Here is a 20,994-nt window from a genome sequence, read left to right on the forward strand (position 1 = left end):
ACGGCTTCTTTCGTGCCGGAAGCTCTCCCGGCAGAGGAGTTCCAGCGGCGGGGCTCGCAGTTTCTTCCGGTGGAGATTTCTGCTCTTTTTCCGGCAATGGTGATGCGAAGATAAACAGGTACCGGGCCTGCCTGGTAGTGCCGTGGCTTTTTGAGGTAGAAGATGATTTTGATACGTTGGCGCATGGCTTTGCTGCTTAACGGTTGAACAAGTTAGCCTAGCAGCAAAACAGAATCAAGATGTACAAAGGCTGTACAGCTTGCGTGTCAGTGAGTTCAGCAAAATTCGGTGAGTCAGGGAGCGTGTAAAAAATGACGCACCGAATTACGCTCCTATTCTTTGGGAAAAACCGAACAAATCGGTGGTGGTGGAAAAAGAAAAAGCCTGCAAATGCTTTATTTGCAGGCTTTTAGCTAAGTTTGGTATGATAACCTGTAGTCCGTAGGGGAATCGAACCCCTGTTGCCAGAATGAAAATCTGAAGTCCTAACCCCTAGACGAACGGACCATTTTGTTGCTGGATTGCGGGTGCAAAGGTAGCAGCCTGTTTTGAATTTGCAAATATTTTTTACGCAATTTTTCGCAGGATGGTTAATCTTTTTGTGCCGGTACGGCTACTGCCTTGTTGCTGAATGCGCTGCACGCTGTAACCTGCCTACGAAAAACTATTTCAAGACCAATTCATTCCGGAAATGTTCGCTGCATTTGGTATTGCCTGATTATTTATTCAAATTGAGCTATATTAACCGGGTAAACCTTCACACTCATTAAGTATTATGGTCCAGCAAACAGGCGGCAAACAGCGTAACCGCTTCAAACATAATTTCTTTCTGCTTTGTATGGGAGTAGCCGTACCAATGGCCTGTTCAACGCCAAAAAATACTGCTGCACCTGCCACCACACCCTCTGCTGCTGTCAGCCAGGTAAATCAGCCCGCAAATGGTGTTTATAACATCCGCGATTTCGGAGCCAAAGGCGACGGCACCACCCTCGACACCGATGCGATAAACAAAGCCATTCTGGCAGCCGCCGAAGCGGGGGGAGGCACGGTCTATTTCCCGGCCGGCACCTACCTGAGCTTTTCCATCCGCCTCAAAAGCAATATCGCGCTGTACCTGGACCAGGGGGCGGTGCTGGAAGGAGCAGCGCCTGTGGAGGGTGGTGCAGGATACGACCCGGGCGAACCAAATCCGCACGACAAGTACCAGGACTGGGGCCACAGCCATTGGCAGAACAGCCTGATCTGGGGCGAGAACCTGGAAAATGTTTCTGTCCTCGGAACCGGCACCATCTATGGCAAGGGCCTCACCCGTGGGGGGCGGCAAACACCTGGCCTGGGCAACAAAGCCATCGCGCTCAAGCTCTGCCGCAACGTCATCATCCGCGACATCACCATCCTCTACGGCGGGCACTTCGGCATCCTGGCAACCGGCGTCGATAACTTTACCATTGATAATGTTAAGATGGACACTAACCGCGACGGCATCGATGTGGACTGCTGCCGCAACGTACGTATCTCCAACTGCACCATCAACTCGCCCTGGGACGATGCCATCTGCCTGAAAAGCTCTTATGCCCTGGGCTATGCCCGCGCCACCGAAAACGTGACCATCACCAACTGCCAGGTAACAGGCTACGACCGCGGCACCTTCATCAACGGCACTTACCAGCGCAACGAGTATCATACGGTTCCGGATAAGGAAGGGGTAACGGGCAGGATCAAGTTCGGCACCGAATCGAACGGGGGCTTTAAGAACATCACCATCAGCAACTGCGTGTTTGAGTACTGCCGCGGCCTGGCCCTGGAAACAGTAGATGGTGGGCTGCTGGAGGATGTGACGATCACCAACATCACCATGCGCGACATCATTAACGCACCGCTCTTCCTGCGCCTGGGCGCCCGCATGCGTGGTCCCGAAGGAACGCCGGTAGGCAAACTACGGCGCATCAACATCAGCAACTTTGTCGTGTACAATGCCAATTCGGAGTTTGCTTCGATTATTTCAGGTCTGCCCGGGCACGAAATTGAGGATGTGAAACTGAGCAACATCCAGATTCATTATACCGGTGGCGGTACCAAAGAAATGGCGGCCATCCATCCGCCTGAAAACGAAAAACAGTATCCCGAACCTGCCAAAATGGGTCCTATGCCGGCCTATGGCTTTTTTATACGGCACGTGAAAGGGATTGAACTCAACAACGTGGATATACGGTTGATGGCGGAAGACCAGCGTCCGCCGTTTGTGCTCGACGATGTAAAAGGAGCGGAATTTAACCACGTGAAGGCGCAGGTTGAAACAGGCATTTCGACCATGGTGCTAAAGAACGTGGAGAACCTGAAACTGCACGAAAGCCTCAACCTGAAAAACAGCGAGATCCGGAAGGTGACGCAAAAGACATTATAGCAGTTTGTAGAGAAACGCTCCCTCGCGTCTCTACTCCAGCGCGTGTATCTCCAGGTCGTCGATCACGTGCCGCGACTCGGTGGTTCTGAAACCGAAGTATCCTTCGCGCAGCGGTTCCGGGTCCTGGAAGGAGAAAAACTCTTTGCCGTCGACAAAGAACTTGGTCACGCCGTTGTACACGATGGTTTTGATCTTGTATGCTTTGTTCGGCTCCAGCAGGTGCTCCTTATCCTTCAGGTCGTGGTAAAGCACGCGTTCGCCTGTGCCGGCATATTTCCGGAAGCGGGTAGTGGAGTTGGTGTTGCCGCCGAAGCCCACGTAATACATCAGCAGCGGGTCGTATTCTTTAAACACACCGGTACGCGTAAACAGGTTCGGGTTGTTCGGGTCGGAAGCCATCCAGAACTGGTTCAGGTCCGACAAGCGGTCGTTTTTGCCGCCATCCACAAGCACTTTCCGGGTGTACTCGATCATGTAATTCCCCGAAAGCTTTTTATTCAGCCATACGGTAGCGCCTCCGTCCACGTCAATCACCAGCTTGTTGTCTTCGATGCCGATGCTTGAATTTGGAGAAGCGGGTGTTTCAATTATGTAATTCGAAAGGTCCTTATCGAAATCGTCTTCGAACAGCAACCTGCCTTTTTTATAGTTTAACGAAATGGGTGCAGTAGCCGCCGGTGCCGTTGTAGTAACAGTTGACGATACAGCACGCTGGTTGGTGGAAGCCTGCCTGGTTTCATGGGCAGGTGTACAGGAAAAGGCAACGGAAAGAAAAACAGCAAATGGTAGTACAGGAAGTTTGTTGATCATGCTACACACGAAGTTTGAAGTGGCTTTTACAACTGGTCACCACAAAGAAGTAACCGGTCTGGTGCAGCTAATTTATATATAATTATTGAAATGTATTTTGTCTGAACCCGGAATATTACAGATTAATTGTCTGAACTTGGATTAAACTGATTAATGGATTTATCAGATTTCATTAAAAGCAGGACCCATAATTCATGGCCATGGCGCGGCCTCTGGCCGCAGGAAGTTGACTGTAGCATGATTCACACCGGCGTGAGGGCGCGAGTAGTAGACACGAACATAGACGATCGCGCCAGAGATTTTAGAATGAAACAACCCTGTAAAAGGTACATTCTGCTAAATCCATTAATCTGCTTCAATCCCGGTTCAGAAATATTCTGCTGCACCTGCCACCACAACCGCTGCTCCTTCATTAGCACATTAACACATTAAATAATCAGCACATTAAAATCAGGTCTTCTGCTTTTTCTTTTTGGCCGCCGGAAACAGGATGTTGTTCAGGATAAGGCGGTAGCCGGGCGAGTTCGGGTGTAGTGCCAGGTCGGTGGGGTCTTCGCCTACCAGGTGCTGGTAGTCTTCGGGGTCGTGGCCGCCGTAAAAGGTCCAGGTGCCGCGGGCGTAGGTGCCGTGCATGTAGCGGATTTCACCGAGCTCCGGGTTCTCGCCCATAATAATCACCTCCGGCTTTACCAGGCTCTTGCGGAAAGCGGTTGTCTGGCCCATGAAACCTTTGATGGTTTTGGTATGGTTCTGCGAGAGCATGGTCGGAATCGGGTCCCACTTGGCCGAGAAGGTGAACAGCTGGAAAAAGTCGTTGTTTTCGGATACGGCACGCTCCTGCGGCTGCATGTCGATGTTGGAGTATTCGTACTCCAGCGGGTTGCGCACCAGCCGGAAATCCTGGAAAGCGAAGGTTTTGCCGAAGTCGAGTTTCTGCTGGGCATTCGGGTCGGCACGGTCGCCGTCGTACATGGCTTCTACGATGTCCACACCCTCGGCTGCGAGGGCGATGTCATACGTATCAGTAGCGGAGCACATGGCAAACAGGAAACCGCCGCCCGCACAGAATTCCTTGATGCGGTTCACTACCGCCAGCTTCAGCTGCGACACTTTGGCAAAGCCCAGCTTTTCTGCTGATTCTTCTGCCTCGCGCTGTTGCTGCTGGTACCAGGGGTAGTGGCGGTAGCTGGCATAAAACTTCCCGTACTGGCCGGTAAAGTCTTCGTGGTGCAGGTGCAGCCAGTCGTACTTGGGCAGGTCGCCGCGCATAATTTCTTCGTCGTAGATCACATCATACGGGATCTCGGCATAGGTCAGCACCAGCGTTACGGCATCGTCCCAGGGCAGTTTTGATTTGGGAGAATACACTGCCACCTTCGGGACCTTTTCCAGTTTCATCACATCCATATTGGCCTCGGGGCTGCTGATCTCGGACAACACACCGGTATACTGCGCATCGGAAATAACCTGGTAGCTGATACCCCGCACCACCAGCTCGTTTTCAATTTGCTGGTGATACTCAAATGCAAAGCTGCCGCCCCGGTAGTTGAGCAGCCAGTCGACCGGGATGTTTTTATTCAATACCCAGTACGCCACCCCATACGATTTAAGGTGGTCTTTCTGCGATTCATCCATGGGAATAAGTATGGTAGAGGCAAAGCTGTTGGTGATGAGCAACAGCGTGAGCAGCAAGGAAGCGGTATAGCGGAATAACATTGTAAAGTCTTTGGTAATTTAAACAAAAGTATCAAAAAGGTTCTTTAAATCAGTAAATGAGCTTATCTTAGCTATAGAAGTTAAATGGATAGCTGTTTCTGACCTGCGTACGGACAAAACCAGTTTCCATGTAATTTAACGTAAAAAAGCTGTCGAGCGCATAATTCTGTTCCATGAATCTGCTAGAAAATATACGGGAGGGCCTCCGTGCGATCAGGAGCAACCTGCTTCGCACCATCCTGACCGGGCTTATCATTTCCATCGGCATCATGTCGCTGGTCGGAATCCTGACGGCTATCGACAGCATGAAACATTCGCTCGAACAGACCTTCTCCAGCCTGGGAGCAAACTCCTTTGATATCCGCCGCAAAGGCTACGACTCCAGGGGCAGCCGCGGCGGACGGGTAGCGAAAGTATATCCGGAAATCACTTACAGGCAGGCCACCCGTTTTAAAGAGCTGATGCAGGACATGGGCCTTGTAAGCATCTCTGCCCATGTTTCCGGGGCGACCGTGGTGAAGAGCAACCAGGACAAAACTAATCCGAACATTAATGTTGTGGCTGCAAACGAGCACTACCTGCAGAACCAGCACCTGAACCTGGCAAGCGGAAGGAGTTTTTCTGTGTTTGAGCTGGAAAATGGTCCTAATGTAGCCATTGTGGGAGCCGAAATAACAGACAAGCTTTTTCCGAAACAGGACCCGGTGGGGCAGATGATTACCTTCCTGGGCAGGCGCTTTAAAATAATCGGTCAGCTGGAGAAGCAGGGGAGCACCATGGGGGGCAACAGCGGCGACCGCACCATTATCATTCCCCTGGAAACCGGGCGGCACATCCCATTGGGTGGCAACACCTTGGCGTATGGCATTAAAACGAGCATCAGCCAGCCGCAAGAACTGGACTGGGTGATGGGGGAGGCCACCGGCATTATGCGTACCCTGCGCCAGGACCCGCTGGGCCAGCCGGACTCCTTTGAGATCAGCCGCAGCGATACCGCGCTCGAAAAGCTGAACGAAATTTCGGGCTACCTAAAAACCGGTGGTTTTGTAATTGGTTTTATCACCCTGCTGGGAGCTTCTGTCGGGTTGATGAACATCATGATGGTGTCGGTGAACGAGCGTACGCAGGAAATCGGGGTGCGGAAGGCGCTGGGAGCAACCGCGCTGCAGATACGGCAGCAGTTTCTGATTGAAGCGATCGTGATCTGTGTGCTGGGCGGAATAGTAGGTATCTTACTGGGGCTGCTGATGGGAAACGGCATTGCTGCCCTGATCAGTGATGGCGGCTTTGTGGTGCCCTGGGTTTGGGTGCTGGTGGGACTTTCGATCTGTGTGGCCGTAGGGGTTGTGTCTGGTTTTTACCCGGCCTATAAAGCCTCGCAGCTCGACCCGATTGAGGCACTGCGGTACGAGTAATTGCAGCAGGCACAAAAAAACAAAGGGCCGAAAACTTTATCTTTTCAGATATAATTCTCAGCCCTTTGATTATTTATACGGGGTCCGGTAGCAGAAGGTTAGTGTATGTAAAAAAAATTTAACCCAGTCCGGACTTCGCTACTTCTTCTTTGTTTCTTTCTTTTCGGCTTCGGCAGTTTTTTCTGCAGTGTACTCTTCATTCAGTCCTTTTACAACATCTGAGGTAACATCCAGCGTGCTGTCGCTGTAGAGGATGGCGCTGTTGCCACGGGAGTAGGTAAGCACCATTTTGTAGCCTTTCTCATCGCTGTACTTTTTCAGGTAATCCTCAACGCGGTCGTACAGCTTCTTCATTTCCTCAGATTCTTCCTTGGCCATCTGGTTGCCCGCATTCTGGCTCTTCATCTGGAGCATTTGTTGCTTCTGCGCCAGTCTTTCTTCGGTGTTGGCACGCTGCTCGTTTGTCATGCCACCTCCTGTCTGCTGGTACCTGGCTACTTCTTTCTGGAACGCTTCTGCTTCGTTGCGCAGTCCTTTTTCAGTTTTTTCGGCTTTTGCTTTCAGACGCTCGTTTACATCCTTAAAGTATTCGTATTTGGTAAGCAGTGTATCGGAATTGATGTAAACAATGCTTTCTACAGGTATGGGAGCCGGTGTTTCTGCATCGCTGGTTGCGGCATCAGAACCTGTTACAACGGCATCTGCCTGTGAATTTTTGTCTTGTTTGCAGGCGCTGAACAGCAGGGTGGCAGCCAGCATGCCTACGGCTATTTTGGTTACTTTCACTGGTTTGTTGGTTTAGATTTCTTTATGGTTGGAATTTAATTCAGTTAATGCTTAAGTATTTCGGCAAACGTTTCTTCTGCTTCCATCAGGCCGCCTGGGTTGATGCTGGTCAGGCGTACGTGCTTTGTTTCGTTTACCAGCACCGGGTCGTATTTTGCGACTACACGCACATAATTTTCGGTAAAGCCTTCCATCAGGCCGTCTTTTACATCATCTTCAAACAGCACCGTAAACTCCCGGCCTATGTTCTGCTCGTAAAAATGGCGTTTCTTTTTCTCCGACAAAATGCGCAGCATATCGGCCCGGCGGTTCCGGTCTTTGATGCTGACTTTGCCCCCCATACCCGGCGCCAGCGTATTTTCGCGTTCGGAGTAAGGGAACACATGCAGGTAGCTTACGTCCAGTTCGTTCAGGAAATTATAGGATTCCAGGAAGTCTTCTTCCGTTTCGCCCGGGAAACCCACAATCACATCCACGCCAATGCAGCAGTGCGGCATCAGGGCTTTGATGGTAGCCACCCGGTCGGCATACAACTCCCGCTGGTAACGGCGGCGCATCAGTTTTAGTATCTTATTCGAGCCCGACTGCAGCGGCACATGGAAGTGCGGCATAAAACGTTTGCTCTGCGCTACAACCGAAATGATGTCGTTGCTGAGCAGGTTGGGTTCTATCGACGAAATCCGGAAGCGCTCAATGCCTTCCACCGTCTCCAGTTCCTGTACCAGTTGGTAAAATGTTTCTACCCGTTTGCCATCCTGCAAACCAAAGTCGCCGGTGTTCACGCCTGTCAGCACGATTTCTTTCACGCCTGTTCCGGCTATTTCGCGGGCAGAAGTTACCACGTTGGCAATGCTGTCGGAGCGGCTGCTGCCGCGGGCCAGCGGAATGGTGCAGAAGGAGCAGGAGTAATCGCAGCCGTCCTGTACTTTTAAAAAGGTGCGGGTGCGGTCGCCGAAGGAGTAGGAGTTATGAAAGGTGTTGGCTTCGCTGATCTGGCTGGCATGTACCTGCGGCTTCTCTTTTTTCTCAAAGCCATCGAGGATATCCACCAGCTGAAACTTTTCTGCAGCACCCAGCACAGCGTCTACACCCGGTATCTCGCTTATCTCTTTCGGTTTGAGCTGCGCATAACAGCCTACTATGGTAATAAATGCGTCAGGGGAGTACTTTAGCGCCTCCTTTACAATTTTGCGGCATTTCTTGTCAGCGTTATCGGTTACAGAACACGTGTTGATGACAAAGATGTCCGGCTTGTCGGTAAACTCCACTTTTTCGAACCCACGCTCCTGGAATATCCTCCCGATGGTGCTGGTCTCGGAATAATTGAGTTTACAACCTAACGTATAAAATGCTACTTTTTTCATAATCAGTCTGCAATTTACTCCTTAATGTGTAAATGTGCTAATTTGTTCATTGGTTAAATTGCCGGACGGGGGCAGGCAAATAAAAAAATACTGCTGCACCTGCCACCATTCCCTCACCTGCTGTAAGAGGCTTTTCGCTAGCTGGTTGCCGCTCTATAGGCAGAAGCATATATTGTCAGCTGATGTTATAACCCCTTTTTTTGAAACGTGTTTTTTACGATTCGCCGCTGTTTTTGTGTGAAATACTAAAAAAATAAACCTCGATTTGAGAAAAAAATAAAAAAAACGGGCAAATACCCTGTAAAATTTCAACCATTCCTCTTGCAAAAAGATTTTTCTGATTATATTTGCGATACCTTGTAAATACGAACAATAACACATGGCCACACTTAGATTCAAAGCGCTCGAGCTAGTTAGCCAGCGTCAACCTGGTGAAGTAAACTTTTCTTCACAAAAAATCTCCGACTATTACGGTGAGAACGTATTCAGCATGGATGCCATGCGTGCGACTTTGTCGTCTGATGTTTTCAAGAAGCTGAAAAGAGCTATTGAATCGGGCGAAAAGGTAGAACGTAACCTGGCTGATGCTGTTGCTGCTGCCATGAAATCATGGGCAATGAGCAAAGGAGCCACGCACTACACGCACTGGTTCCAGCCATTAACCGGCGCTACAGCCGAGAAGCACGACTCTTTCTTTGATCTTGCTTCTGATGGTGATGCGATCGAAGTTTTTAAAGGTAGTGCACTGGTACAGCAGGAGCCTGATGCTTCTTCTTTCCCAAGCGGCGGTATCCGTAACACGTTCGAAGCGCGTGGTTATACTGCCTGGGATCCTTCTTCTCCGGCTTTCATCATCGAAACCACTAATACGAAAACACTTTGTATTCCTACTATCTTCGTTTCTTATACAGGCGAGGCGCTGGACTACAAAACTCCATTGCTTAAGTCTATTCACCTGTTAAACGAGGCTGCCGTGCCTGTTTGCCAGTACTTTGATAAAGATGTTACCAAAGTAAGCACTACGCTGGGTATCGAGCAGGAATACTTTATCGTGGACAAAGCCCTGTATCAGGCACGTCCTGACCTGGTGATGACCGGTCGTACACTGTTCGGACATTCTCCTGCCAAAGGTCAGCAGCTGGAAGACCACTATTTCGGTTCTATTCCTACGCGTGTGCATGCCTTCATGGTAGACTTCGAGAAAACGGCTCACAGACTGGGTATTCCGCTTCGCACACGTCACAACGAGGTGGCGCCTGCGCAGTTCGAGTGTGCTCCAACGTTTGAGGATGCCAGCATTGCTGCCGACCACAACCAGTTGCTTTGCGACATCATGGACCGCGTAGCGGATCGTCATAACTTTAAAGTGTTGCTGCACGAGAAGCCATTCAAAGGCGTAAACGGTAGCGGTAAGCACAATAACTGGGCAATGAGCACCAACACGGGTGTTAACCTGCTTGCACCGGGCAAAAAGCCAAAAGAAAACCTGCAGTTCCTTACCTTCTTTGTAAACACCATCCGTGCCGTTTACAAGAATGCTGACCTGCTGCGTGCCAGCATCGCATCTGCCAGCAACGACCACCGTTTAGGTGCCAACGAAGCGCCTCCTGCTATCATGTCTGTGTTCGTTGGTCAGCAGCTGACTGCCTTACTCGACGAACTAGAGCGTACCGAGAAAGTGCCAATGGAGAAAGGCGATAACATGTACCTGAAACTGGGTATCGATAAAATCCCTGAAATCCTGCGCGACAACACCGACCGTAACCGTACTTCTCCGTTTGCCTTTACTGGTAACAAATTCGAGTTCCGTGCTGTTGGTTCTTCTGCAAACGTGTCTAACCCGATGACGGTGCTGAACACTATCGTAGCTGACCAGTTAAAAGAGTTCCGTCAGACAGTTGACGCCCTGATCGACAACGACGAGATGAAGAAAGAACTGGCGATCATCCAGGTACTTCGTCGTTACGTTGCCGAATCTAAAGCAATCCGCTTCGAAGGAAACGGTTATTCCGAAGAGTGGGCACAGGAAGCTGAGCGTCGTGGTTTATCAAACGTTAAAACTACGCCTAGAGCACTTGACGTTTACCACCGTTCTGAAGTAGTAGACCTGTTCGTTCGCAACGAAATCTTCACTGAAATCGAGCTGAAAGCCCGTCACGAAATCCTTCTGGAAGAGTACATCAAGAAGATTCAGATCGAAGCGCGTGTGCTGGGCGACCTGGCCATCAACCACGTAGTGCCTACTGCTGTTGCTTATCAGAACAAGATGATCAACAACTACCGTGGCCTGAAAGAACTTGGCCTGGAAGATGATTACACCCAGTCTATGCTGGAGTCTATCAAGAAGATGTCTCACCACATCAGCACTATCCAGAAAAATGTAGAAGCGATGGTAGATGCACGTAAAGTGGCTAACAAAATTGAAGATGCCCGCGAGCGTGCCATCATGTACCAGGAAAAAGTGTTCCAGTACTTCGATGTGATCCGTTACAGCGTTGATAAACTGGAACTGATGGTAGACGACGAAGACTGGCCATTAGTGAAATACCGCGAACTGATGTTCAACAGATAATTCAGTTCTGTACCATAGTAACAAAGAAGGCATCCTCCAAAGGGATGCCTTCTTTGTTTTAGCAGCAGAGGCAGTGGTGGCAGGAGCAGAAAAGTTTCTTTACGGATTTTCCTGTCCATTACGCACCCTGTTCAGCAGGCTGCCGCCAAATTTTGCCAGGATCAGTGGGAGCAGGACGGCCGCAATAGCCACAGCAATAATTGGACGCAGGCCCAGGCGCATGATGAGTTTCTGCACCACCTTGTCGCGCAGCTCTTTCATCATAAACCGGGCAGCTTTGGTCATAGGCTTTCCGCGCAGCACCTGCTGTATTTCCTGCCACTCGCCCCGTGCCGCCTGTCGCCTGATAAAATCCACAATCGTATCTTTAGTGATGCTGGCAGCCTCGCTTAACTGCTCTTGCCGCAACTTTCCCCATTGCAGGAGCATATCCAGTTTTTGTTTCGAAGTTCTTGGCAGGGATAATGGTATCTGTATCATGTTTATATTTTGATTAGAATTAGCCTGGCGCTTTGCCCGGACAAAGAAATTTATAGGTAATTTTACGGGATAGTGCCGTAAACGGTGCAGCAAACAGACAATTGCCGGATTTTGAACAAAGCCCGCTTCCGGATAGTTAATGGAACGAGACGAACCTATTGATATGAATAAGAACTATTGCCCGAGCCTCACGGCATACGAACGCAGGAAATCACGTGTAGTAACTATTGGCGGCCTGCCCATGGGAGGCGATTACCCGATACGGGTGCAGTCGATGACCACTGTTGATACCATGGACACGCAGGGGTCGGTAGAGCAGTGTATCCGCATGATAGAGGCCGGCTGCGAGTACATTCGCATTACAGCTCCCAGCATCAAGGAAGCCGAAAACCTTAGGAATATCAAAGAAGAACTGCGGAAGCGTGGCTACAGTGTACCGCTGATTGCCGATATTCACTTCACACCGAATGCTGCCGAAGTGGCTGCCCGGATAGTAGAAAAAGTACGCATCAACCCAGGCAACTACGCCGATAAAAAGAAATTTGAAGCAATTGAATACGATGATGCTTCGTACCAGGCGGAGCTCGACCGGATTCGGGAGCGCTTTGTGCCGCTGGTGCGCATCTGTAAAGAACACGGAACAGCCATGCGGATCGGTACGAACCACGGCTCGCTGTCGGACCGCATCCTGAGCCGCTACGGCGATACGCCGCTGGGCATGGTGGAGAGTGCGCTTGAGTTTCTGCGCATCTGCGAAGAGGAGCAATATTACGAGGTGGTGCTGTCGATGAAAGCTTCCAACACGCAGGTGATGGTGCAGGCCTACCGGTTGCTGGTGCAAAAGCTGGACGAAGAAGGGCTACAGCCTTACCCGCTGCACCTGGGCGTAACCGAAGCCGGCGAAGCGGAAGATGGCCGCATTAAATCGGCTGTGGGTATCGGTACGCTGCTGGAAGACGGATTGGGCGATACGGTACGGGTATCCTTAACGGAAGCACCCGAGGCGGAGGCGCCTGTGGCCAAAGCGCTTATCGACCGCTATACCCACCGGGCCGAAAAAGCCAAACCAATCAAACCGCTTTGCAATGTTCCCATCGACCCGTTCCAGTACCACCGCCGCGAAACTTCGGAAGTGGAAAATATCGGGGCGCAGAATGTTCCGCGTGTGGTAGCAGACCTCAGCCGCCTCCGCGACATCAGCTATGCCGACCTGAAAGCAGTAGGCCACCTGTACTCCATGCTGCTCGACAAGTTTAATATGAACGACCTGGGCGCCGATTATATTTACACTGGCGATCATCCAATCACCTTTATGCTGCCCAATGGCCTGAAAGAAATTGTGAACTATGCACAGTGGCAAAATTTGGAGGATCAGGAAAACCGGCACCCGCTGCTTACAGCAAATCAGTATTCCGAAGCTGTTCAACTACACCCGAAGCTTAACTTTATACAGGCAGAGATAAGTGATTTAACGTCAGTTCTTTTAGAGCATCTTAATAACGATAGAACAGTGGTTCTCCTGCTGCAGACGAGTAATGAGCATGCCATGCCGGAACTTCGCAAATGCTTTTTCCGGTTGATGAACAACGGGGTTAGCACCCCCTGCATCATCCAGCGCTCCTACAGTGAACTGACTCCCGACCAGGTGCAGCTTTATGCCGCCACGGATGTGGGCGGGTTGTTGATTGACGGACTTGGTGATGGTGTGATGCTCGGCACAGAACTGCTGCCGGAGCGGGAAAAAGGGGAGTGGCTGCAAACCATCGACAGGCTGAACAACCTGAGCTTTGGTATTCTGCAGGCAGCCCGCACGCGCATGAGCAAGACCGAGTACATCAGCTGCCCCAGCTGTGGCCGCACCCTGTTCGACCTGCAGGAAACCACCGCCATGATCCGCAAACGCACCGACCACCTGAAAGGAGTGAAAATCGGGATTATGGGCTGCATTGTAAACGGTCCGGGCGAAATGGCGGATGCTGATTATGGTTATGTGGGGGTAGGCAAAGATAAAATAGCGCTTTACCGCGGTCAGACGGTGGTAAAAAAGTCTGTACCAGCTGACCGGGCTGTAGATGAACTGATCGAGCTGATCCGGGAAGATGACCGGTGGCTGGAGCCGGTGAGGCTGGAAGAATAGACAGAAAATCAACATGCTATAAAAAAACGACGGCTCCACATTTTTTTGTGGAGCCGTTATTTCGTTGAATCTCTTCAACTTTTAGCCATTCTTTTATACGGAGCCTTGTATAGTAATGGTTGCAGTTTTTGAGAAAATCGTTGAAATATTTCTGCAGCTGCCACCATACCCACTGCTCCTTCTTTTTAAGAACTTGTCTTGTGAAAGCAGTAGATCAAATTTTGCTACCTGCGGCACAATGCGGCACAATTAAAAACAGGAAAGGCTCCTTCTGTTTCCAGTGGAGCCTTTCCTGTTTTATGAATTTCTTCAACTTTTAGCCGTTCTTTTATACGGAAACAGGCGGTGGCAGGGTTACAAAAGTGAAAAAAAAGTTTTTGTGTCAGCTTTCCTTTACCAGCACCAGCGGCGCCAGCACATTCCAGACATTCTCCGCCAGTATTTTCTGTCCTTCTATGGTCGGATGAATACCATCGCCCTGGTTCAGCTCCCGGTTACCAGCCACCCCTTCAAGTAAAAAGGGAATCAGGACCGTTCCTTTTTCCTGAGCCATGCGTGTGTACACTTCTTTAAATTCAGTGGTAAAGTTCTGGCCCATGCTGGGCGGCATCTGCATGCCTGCCAGCACGACCTGCACCTTCGGGTTTTTGGCGCGTACCTTGTCGATAATGGTTGCCAGGTTTTTGTAGGTATCGCTCGGATTAATACCCCGCAAGCCGTCGTTAGCGCCAAGCTCCAGCACAAAAATATCAATGGGTTGTTTGAGCAGCCAGTCTATACGGCTTTTACCACCAGCTGAAGTTTCGCCGCTTACACCGGCATTAACAGCTTTGTAAGGCAGCCCCAGCGAATCAATCCGCTCCTGTATCAGCGCCGGAAAAGCCTGGTCTGGTTCCAGTCCGTAGCCTGCTGTCAGGCTGTTGCCGAAAAAGAGGATGGTTTTGGTTCTTTCCGACCTGGCCTGCTTCTCGTTTGATGCTGTGGTTTGTGTTTCACCTGCTGTTTCAACGCTGTTTTCCTGTGCTGCCTGTCCGCAACCAAGCAGAAACAGTAAAAACAGGAAGTAAAGCGGGAATAATTTCATCTTTTTCACGTGTAGAATATTTTGTTTCCTAAATTTAAACGTAAGGTTCTAAAAACCTATAACGAGCCGATCAGGTTAAATTGTTTTATTCAAATTCATTTAACCTAAGAACTCGAAAACGCCAGGTATGAAGATAGAAATTATGTTATCAGAAACCGTTTACTTCAACTCCTTGAATTCAGATGCTATATCACTCTTACAAAAACCTTTAAACTCTCTAACTCCCAAACTTTCTAACTCTTAAACTTCTTCAATCGTGTCAACTATTCTAGATGTTCAGAATCTAAGCAAAACTTATCATAGCGGCCAACATCACCTGACAGTGCTGGAGGGCGTAAACTTTTCGTTACAGGCCGGCGATACGTTCTCTATCGTGGGGCCATCCGGAAGCGGTAAAACTACCCTGCTGGGGCTTTGTGCCGGGCTCGATCGCTCTACTTCCGGTTCGGTTATCCTGAATGGTATCCGGCTCGATGAGCTGTCGGAGGATGAGCGGGCGCAGGTACGGAACCAGTATGTGGGCTTTATCTTCCAGAATTTTCAGCTGATTCCTACGCTTACCGCACTCGAAAACGTAATGGTGCCGCTGGAACTGCGGGGCGAGCGCAATGTGCAGAAGCAGGCGATGGAGCTGCTGGGCAGGGTAGGACTGGCCGAGCGGCACGACCATTACCCCACGCAGCTGTCGGGTGGCGAGCAGCAGCGGGTGTCGCTGGCGCGGGCTTTTTCCAACAGGCCCAGCATTCTTTTTGCAGACGAACCCACCGGTAACCTGGACGAGGAAACGGGGGAGCGGGTGGAGCGTTTGCTCTTCGACCTGAACCGGGAAGCAGGCACGACACTGGTACTGGTAACGCACGACATGGAGCTGGCCGAAAAAACGCAGCGCATCATCCGCATCAAAGGTGGTCATATCGTTTCCGATACCGGCGCTCCTGCCGCCATTCCTTCGCCTGACCAGGAGGCCTGATTCCGGTATATATCATTTATTTACCGCTGTTTAGCCTACTCTAACTAAAGTAAAACTGTGCCTGATTTTAAAGAACATTTTCCAGATAAGCAGAAGCTGAACATTCCCTGGCTGCTCCGAATGGCCTGGCGCGATACACGCCGTAGCCGCGGCAAGTTATTGCTTTTTTTATCGTCTATCGTGTTGGGTATTGCGGCACTGGTCGCCATCAATTCTTTCCGGAACAGCCTGCAGCAGGCTATTGACGAAAAGGCACGATCGCTGATAGGCGCAGACCTGGTCATGGCGATGAACAAGGAACCCGACTCGTTGGCAGCCATGCTGGTAGATTCTGTTTCCAACCTGGGCCGCGTATCCAACGAAAACCGCCTGCTCTCGATGGTGTATTTTGTCAACAGCAATGCCACCCGCCTGGTGCAGGTACGGGCACTGGAAGGAGATTTTCCTTATTTCGGTACCATCGAAACAGATCCGGACAATGCCAGCCGCACCTTCCGGCAGGCCAGGCGTGCTTTGGTCGATTACAACCTGATGCTGCAATACGAAGCCAGGCCCGGCGACTCGATCCGGGTAGGGAACCAGTCTTTTCTGATTGAAGGCGCCCTGCACCGCATACCGGGCCAGACCGCCATGACAGCGGCCATTGCACCCGTTGTATACATTCCGCGGCAATACCTGTCGGAGACTGGTCTCATCCAGCGCGGCAGCCGTGTTTCGTATTACTATTACATCGATTTACCGCCCTCCGTACAACCCGACACGCTGGCAAAGCGACTGGAGCCGCGCATGGAAGAATACGGCATGTTTTACGACACGGTGCAAACCCGCAAGGAAGGGATGGGCAAGGCCTATGACGAGTTAGCCGGTTTCCTGGCGCTGGTCGGCTTTATTGCGCTGCTGCTGGGGTGTGTGGGCATTGCCAGCGCCGTGCACGTGTACATGCGGGACAAGCTGTCTACCATTGGCATATTGCGGTGCCTGGGCATGAGCTCTAAACAGGCTTTCCTGGTGTACCTGTTCCAGGTAACGGGTATGGGATTGGTGGGCGGACTGGCAGGTGCTGCTATTGGCAGTGTGTTGCAACTGGTGCTGCCCGTGCTGTTCAAGGCGTTTCTGCCGGTGGAGGTCGATGCTTACTTTTCGTTGAGTGCTACGGTACAGGGAGTGCTGCTGGGGGCGGTGGTTTCGGTGCTGTTCGCGTTGCTGCCACTGCTGACTATCCGGCGGGTGTCGCCGCTCATTACCCTGCGGGCCTCGGTAGAGCACCTTACCAGCCAGCGGGACCCGCTGCGCTGGGCGGTGTATGCGCTGATTCTGTTTTTCATCCTGCTGTTTTCGCGGTGGCAGATCGGGACGTGGTGGCAGGCGCTTTACTTTACCGGTGGCGTAATTGCCGCTTTCCTGGTGCTGGCGGCGCTGGCGACGGGACTTTCCTGGACTATCCGTAAATATTTTCCGACGGGTTGGGGTTATGTGTGGCGGCAGGGGCTGGCGAACCTGTACCGGCCCAACAACCAGACGCTGTTGCTCACTGTGTCCATCGGGTTGGGTACGGCCCTCATCGGCACCTTGTTCATGGTGCAGCGCACGCTCTTAAGTGAAGTTTCCATTGCCGGCACCAAAGACCAGCCCAACCTGGTGCTGTTCGACATCCAGAATGCACAGCGCGAAAAGGTGGCAGCGCTCACCCGGCAGGAAGGCTTACCCATCCTGTACTTCGACCCGATCGTGACCATGCGCCTGGAGCAGGTAAAGCAGTACACGCTGAACGATGTGCGGAAAGACACGACCCTTGAAATTTCTCCACGCTCCTTTACCCGCGAGTACCGCGTCACCTACCGCGACCACTTAAACGACGCTGAAAAAACACTGGAAGGCACCTGGACCGAAAACCAGGCCGAAAACCAGGAGCTGGTGCCCGTATCGCTGGAGGAACGGATGGCAGAGCGGCTGAAAGTTGGCTTGGGCGATACACTGATTTTTAATGTACAGGGAGCGCCCATTACGACCCGTGTCGCGCACCTGCGGAAGGTGGACTGGAACCGGGTGCAGAGCAATTTCCTGGTGGTTTTCCCGGAAGGGGTACTGGAAGATGCGCCGCAGTTTCATGTGCTGATGTCGAGGAGCGAGAACGAGCAGCAGTCGGCGCGGTTTCAGCGGAAGGTGGTGGAGCAGTTTCCGAACGTTTCGGCCATCGGCCTGGACCTGATCCTGCGAACGCTGGAAGAGGTCGTGAGCCAGATCTCCTTCGTGATTCAGTTTATGGCCTTGTTCAGCATTTTTACCGGCTTGCTGGTGCTGGTCGGTTCAGTTAATGTCAGCAAGTTTCAGCGGGTGCAGGAAAGCGTGCTGCTGCGGACCCTGGGAGCCAGCAAACAGCAGATCTTTTCCATTTCTGCGCTGGAATACCTGCTGCTGGGCATACTGGCGGCAGCTACGGGCTGCGTAATTGCTTTTGGCGCTGCCTGGGCGCTGGCAGTGTTTAGTTTCGAGGTGGAGTTTGTGCCCGTGGTATGGCCGCTGCTGGTCATTTTTGTGATAGTAGCCCTTTTAACGCTCACAGTTGGCCTGCTCAATAGTCGCGGTGTGCTGAACCGTCCGCCATTGGAGGTGCTGCGCAGCGAGGCGTAAAAAAAACAGGGCCTGCACCATGTCGTAATAACACCCGGTTACCAGATAAGTTATAAATTATTTGTTTTTTAATTATATATAGAAAGGCTACATGAGCAGTGAGAGATAACAATATTAAAAAAAGTAGTCAACAGGCTATATTCTACTGAAAATCAGTTTTATAAATTTAATTTAACAAGAAACCTAAAATTGTATTCATTTTGCTAAATTTGTGTTTATCTGCCAGTTGGAGAATTAACGCTAGTGTTTTGCCAGGCTGAAACCACGGGTACAGCTGCAAAAATTTCCTGCTGCTTTGCTGTACTTATGTTTGTTGCTGATTGATGAAGATAATTTTATTGCTGCTGCTATTTTTTTCAGGTACCCTGCAGGCGAAGGATAAGCTTGCAGATAGTTTGCTGGCAGAGCTTCCGAAAGCCAAAACCGACTCCGCACGTGTTATGCTAAACTACAAGCTTGGCAAGCACTATATCCTGTTCGATGCCAAAAAAGCCAGGTTCTATGGACACACTGCTGAGAAACTGGCTGAGTCAGTGGGGTTTGTGCAGGGAAGAGCCAAAGCCCTGAACCTGCTGGGAAATTCGCACCTGGTTATGGGGGAGTATGACGAGGCCATGCGTTGCCATTATAGCGCCCTGAAATTAAGTGAGCAGGTTCAAGATACCTCCAGCCTGATTGCTTCCTACATAAACCTGGGCATCGTCTATTACAAAATAAATGATGCGGACAGAGCCATAAAAAACTATCACCGGGCCTCGCAGTTGGCTAAAAAAGTAAACGACCAGCTGGGCTTAAGCAAAGTTTACAACAACATCGGCAATGTATACGAAGAGAAAGGAAAGTACCGGCAGGCCCTGAGCTTTTTCAGCCGTGCAGCTGTGTTGCAGGAGCAGATTGGAAACAAAAACAGCCTGGCCATCAGCCTGCATAACATAGGGAATGTACATTTGTTGCTGGGACAACCCGAAAAAGGATTGCCTTATTTATTCAGATCTGTCCGCTTAAATGAAGAAATACATAACGACATGATCAGGATGACTTCGCTGGGAAAAATAGCTGAAATTTACCAGGCAATCGGTAAACAGGAGGAAGCCCTGAAATACGCGCAGCAAAGCTTTGACATGGCGGTTAAAGTAGAGTCAAGTAAAAAAATAGCAGAAGCTTCGCGGTTGTTACATGCTGTATACGCTTCCATGCAGTCGTATGAGCAGGCCTATAAATACCTTTCTGTTTTTACGGAGCATAACAGGTTGCTGAATACCGAAAGCCGGACGAGGATTGAGTCTGAATTAACGGCAAAATACGAAACGGAGCAGAAGGAGCTTGAAAACCAGCACCTGAAAAAAGATAGGGCAAATCAGGCTGCCGAAATACGGCACCAGCAAGTAACGCTTGCGCTGGCTGCTGTCGTGATTTTATTGATGCTGGTGCTGCTTGTGGTGCTGTACCTGAACAGGCGGCGCGTTAAAACAGCCTATGTAAACATGCAGGAGGCACATCACCTGATGCAGGTCCAGCAAAGTGAAATTATCAAGCAGAAAAACGAGATATCGCTGCAGTCGGCGGTGCTGCGTGAGCAAAATAAAAAGCTGGAAAACCACAGCCTGTTCAAAGACAAGGTATTGTCCATTATCTCCCATGACCTGAGAGGCCCCTTTGGTTCCATTAAAGCTATTCTGGATCTTTCGCAACGTAATGCCTTGTCGGAGAGTGATGTACAGCATATTTTCGGGTTGCTGAGTAAAAATATGGCTGTTGTGGTGGGGATGCTGGACAATGTGCTCGTTTGGGCCAAAGCACAACTCGAAGAGTCAGGAGTGGAGATAGAGGCAGTTCAGCTGCATCAGCTGGCTGAAGAAAATATACAGTTGGCGGGGTTTCATGCAGAGAAAAAAAATATAACGTTCCGGAATGCGATTGCGGCAGATGCTGTTGCTCTGGCAGATAAAGAAAGGCTCAACTTTGTGCTGCGAAACCTGCTGATGAATGCCATAAAATTTTCTTATCCGGGCGGGGAAATCGTAATACAGGCCATTGACCAGGATGAAAAAACGGTTGTTATGGTCAGTGATAAAGGAAAAGGAATTTCGGCTGCAAATCTGGCCCGCTTGTTTACAGGTGGACGCTTTACTACGCCGGGTACTTCCGGCGAGAGAGGCACCGGCCTGGGCTTAAAGCTTTGCAGGGAGCTTGTCGAAAATTTCAACGGCACCTTAAGTGTCGCGAGTAAAGAGGGGGCAGGCAGTACTTTTTCTGTTGCTATGCCCAAAGCAGCTCTGGCGGCGCCTGTACCGCAGGCCCTTGCGTAGTTTTTCTGCAGTTGCACGCATAAGCAGGAGCAAAGGCTGTGGTGGCCGGTGCAGCAGCGTTTTACAGCCTGAAAAGGTAGGCGTTTATTCCTGCAGCGCGCTTGTTGCCATTCTGCTGCAGCTGTCACCACAGCCTCTGTTGCGCTTCAGGTTTTGTTTTGGGCTGGTACAGGCCGGCATAAAATAAAAAAAGGGACCTTGTGAAAGATCCCTTCTTCAAAGCATAGACAACAATGCCATCTGCTTAATGTTTTATATTGTCTTTAACGCCCCCTAAACAGGAAGGTTACAGCTATTGCGAAAAAAATAAAAAAAT

General features: G+C 50.6%; 13 protein-coding genes, 1 tRNA gene and 1 pseudogene. 7 read left to right on the forward strand and 8 right to left on the reverse strand.

From position 1 onward, the window contains the following. Nucleotides 1–185: pseudogene (locus DCW36_RS02150) on the reverse strand (Arm DNA-binding domain-containing protein); the annotation flags it as partial. A gap of 250 nt (nucleotides 186–435) precedes the next feature. Then, a tRNA-Glu gene (locus tag DCW36_RS02155) sits at nucleotides 436–507 on the reverse strand. 268 nt (nucleotides 508–775) lie between these two features. On the opposite strand from DCW36_RS02155, the gene DCW36_RS02160 reads away from it, so the two are divergent. Continuing rightward, complete coding sequence (locus DCW36_RS02160) at nucleotides 776–2,404, forward strand: rhamnogalacturonidase (protein WP_240676016.1); 1,629 nt, start codon at nucleotides 776–778, stop codon at nucleotides 2,402–2,404. 30 nt (nucleotides 2,405–2,434) lie between these two features. Here DCW36_RS02160 and DCW36_RS02165 read toward each other — a convergent pair whose 3' ends face one another. Together DCW36_RS02165 and DCW36_RS02170 are read right to left on the reverse strand one after the other, a co-directional pair. Continuing rightward, entirely contained in the window at nucleotides 2,435–3,214 is a 780-nt protein-coding gene (locus DCW36_RS02165; protein WP_114783996.1) for a DUF6250 domain-containing protein, read from the reverse strand. Nucleotides 3,215–3,664: 450 nt separating this feature from the next. Beyond that, nucleotides 3,665–4,930, reverse strand: a complete 1,266-nt coding sequence (locus tag DCW36_RS02170) for an asparagine synthetase B (protein ID WP_114783998.1) — start codon at nucleotides 4,928–4,930, stop codon at nucleotides 3,665–3,667. A 173-nt stretch (nucleotides 4,931–5,103) separates the two neighbouring features. On the opposite strand from DCW36_RS02170, the gene DCW36_RS02175 reads away from it, so the two are divergent. Further along, complete coding sequence (locus DCW36_RS02175) at nucleotides 5,104–6,345, forward strand: ABC transporter permease (protein WP_114784000.1); 1,242 nt, start codon at nucleotides 5,104–5,106, stop codon at nucleotides 6,343–6,345. A gap of 138 nt (nucleotides 6,346–6,483) precedes the next feature. Here DCW36_RS02175 and DCW36_RS02180 read toward each other — a convergent pair whose 3' ends face one another. Both DCW36_RS02180 and mtaB read right to left on the reverse strand, forming a co-directional pair. Continuing rightward, complete coding sequence (locus DCW36_RS02180; protein WP_240676017.1) at nucleotides 6,484–7,131, reverse strand: OmpH family outer membrane protein; 648 nt, start codon at nucleotides 7,129–7,131, stop codon at nucleotides 6,484–6,486. 44 nt (nucleotides 7,132–7,175) lie between these two features. Next, nucleotides 7,176–8,495 (reverse strand): tRNA (N(6)-L-threonylcarbamoyladenosine(37)-C(2))-methylthiotransferase MtaB, encoded by a 1,320-nt coding sequence (gene mtaB / locus DCW36_RS02185; RefSeq protein ID WP_114784001.1) that lies wholly within the window; start codon nucleotides 8,493–8,495, stop codon nucleotides 7,176–7,178. A gap of 379 nt (nucleotides 8,496–8,874) precedes the next feature. Between mtaB and DCW36_RS02190 the strand changes: the two genes are divergently transcribed. Beyond that, the gene (locus DCW36_RS02190) at nucleotides 8,875–11,067 is read left to right on the forward strand and encodes a glutamine synthetase III family protein (RefSeq protein ID WP_114784004.1); all 2,193 of its coding nucleotides are present in this window, start codon (nucleotides 8,875–8,877) and stop codon (nucleotides 11,065–11,067) included. A gap of 99 nt (nucleotides 11,068–11,166) precedes the next feature. On the opposite strand, the gene DCW36_RS02195 is transcribed toward DCW36_RS02190, so the two are convergent. After that, a complete protein-coding gene (locus DCW36_RS02195; RefSeq protein WP_114784006.1) occupies nucleotides 11,167–11,547 on the reverse strand; it encodes a hypothetical protein in 381 nt (126 codons plus the stop codon). Between the two features lie 163 nt (nucleotides 11,548–11,710). On the opposite strand from DCW36_RS02195, the gene ispG reads away from it, so the two are divergent. Further along, nucleotides 11,711–13,684 carry a (E)-4-hydroxy-3-methylbut-2-enyl-diphosphate synthase gene (gene ispG, locus DCW36_RS02200; RefSeq protein WP_114784008.1) on the forward strand — a complete coding sequence of 658 codons (1,974 nt, stop codon included), beginning with the start codon at nucleotides 11,711–11,713 and terminating at the stop codon, nucleotides 13,682–13,684. Between the two features lie 382 nt (nucleotides 13,685–14,066). Here the strand turns inward: ispG and DCW36_RS02205 are convergent, their stop codons facing one another. After that, the gene (locus tag DCW36_RS02205) at nucleotides 14,067–14,768 is read right to left on the reverse strand and encodes an arylesterase (RefSeq protein WP_114784052.1); all 702 of its coding nucleotides are present in this window, start codon (nucleotides 14,766–14,768) and stop codon (nucleotides 14,067–14,069) included. Between the two features lie 256 nt (nucleotides 14,769–15,024). Here DCW36_RS02205 and DCW36_RS02210 point away from each other — a divergent pair, with 256 nt between their 5' ends. From DCW36_RS02210 to DCW36_RS02220, 3 genes are all read left to right on the forward strand, one after another. Continuing rightward, nucleotides 15,025–15,738, forward strand: a complete 714-nt coding sequence (locus DCW36_RS02210; RefSeq protein WP_114784010.1) for an ABC transporter ATP-binding protein — start codon at nucleotides 15,025–15,027, stop codon at nucleotides 15,736–15,738. 57 nt (nucleotides 15,739–15,795) lie between these two features. Further along, entirely contained in the window at nucleotides 15,796–18,369 is a 2,574-nt protein-coding gene (locus tag DCW36_RS02215; RefSeq protein WP_114784012.1) for an ABC transporter permease, read from the forward strand. A 323-nt stretch (nucleotides 18,370–18,692) separates the two neighbouring features. Next, nucleotides 18,693–20,678 carry a tetratricopeptide repeat-containing sensor histidine kinase gene (locus DCW36_RS02220; protein ID WP_114784014.1) on the forward strand — a complete coding sequence of 662 codons (1,986 nt, stop codon included), beginning with the start codon at nucleotides 18,693–18,695 and terminating at the stop codon, nucleotides 20,676–20,678. The last annotated feature ends 316 nt before the right edge of the window (nucleotides 20,679–20,994 follow it).

It is taken from the genome of Botryobacter ruber (assembly GCF_003347595.2).
Taxonomy (GTDB): Bacteria; Bacteroidota; Bacteroidia; order Cytophagales; family Hymenobacteraceae; genus Pontibacter; species Pontibacter ruber_A.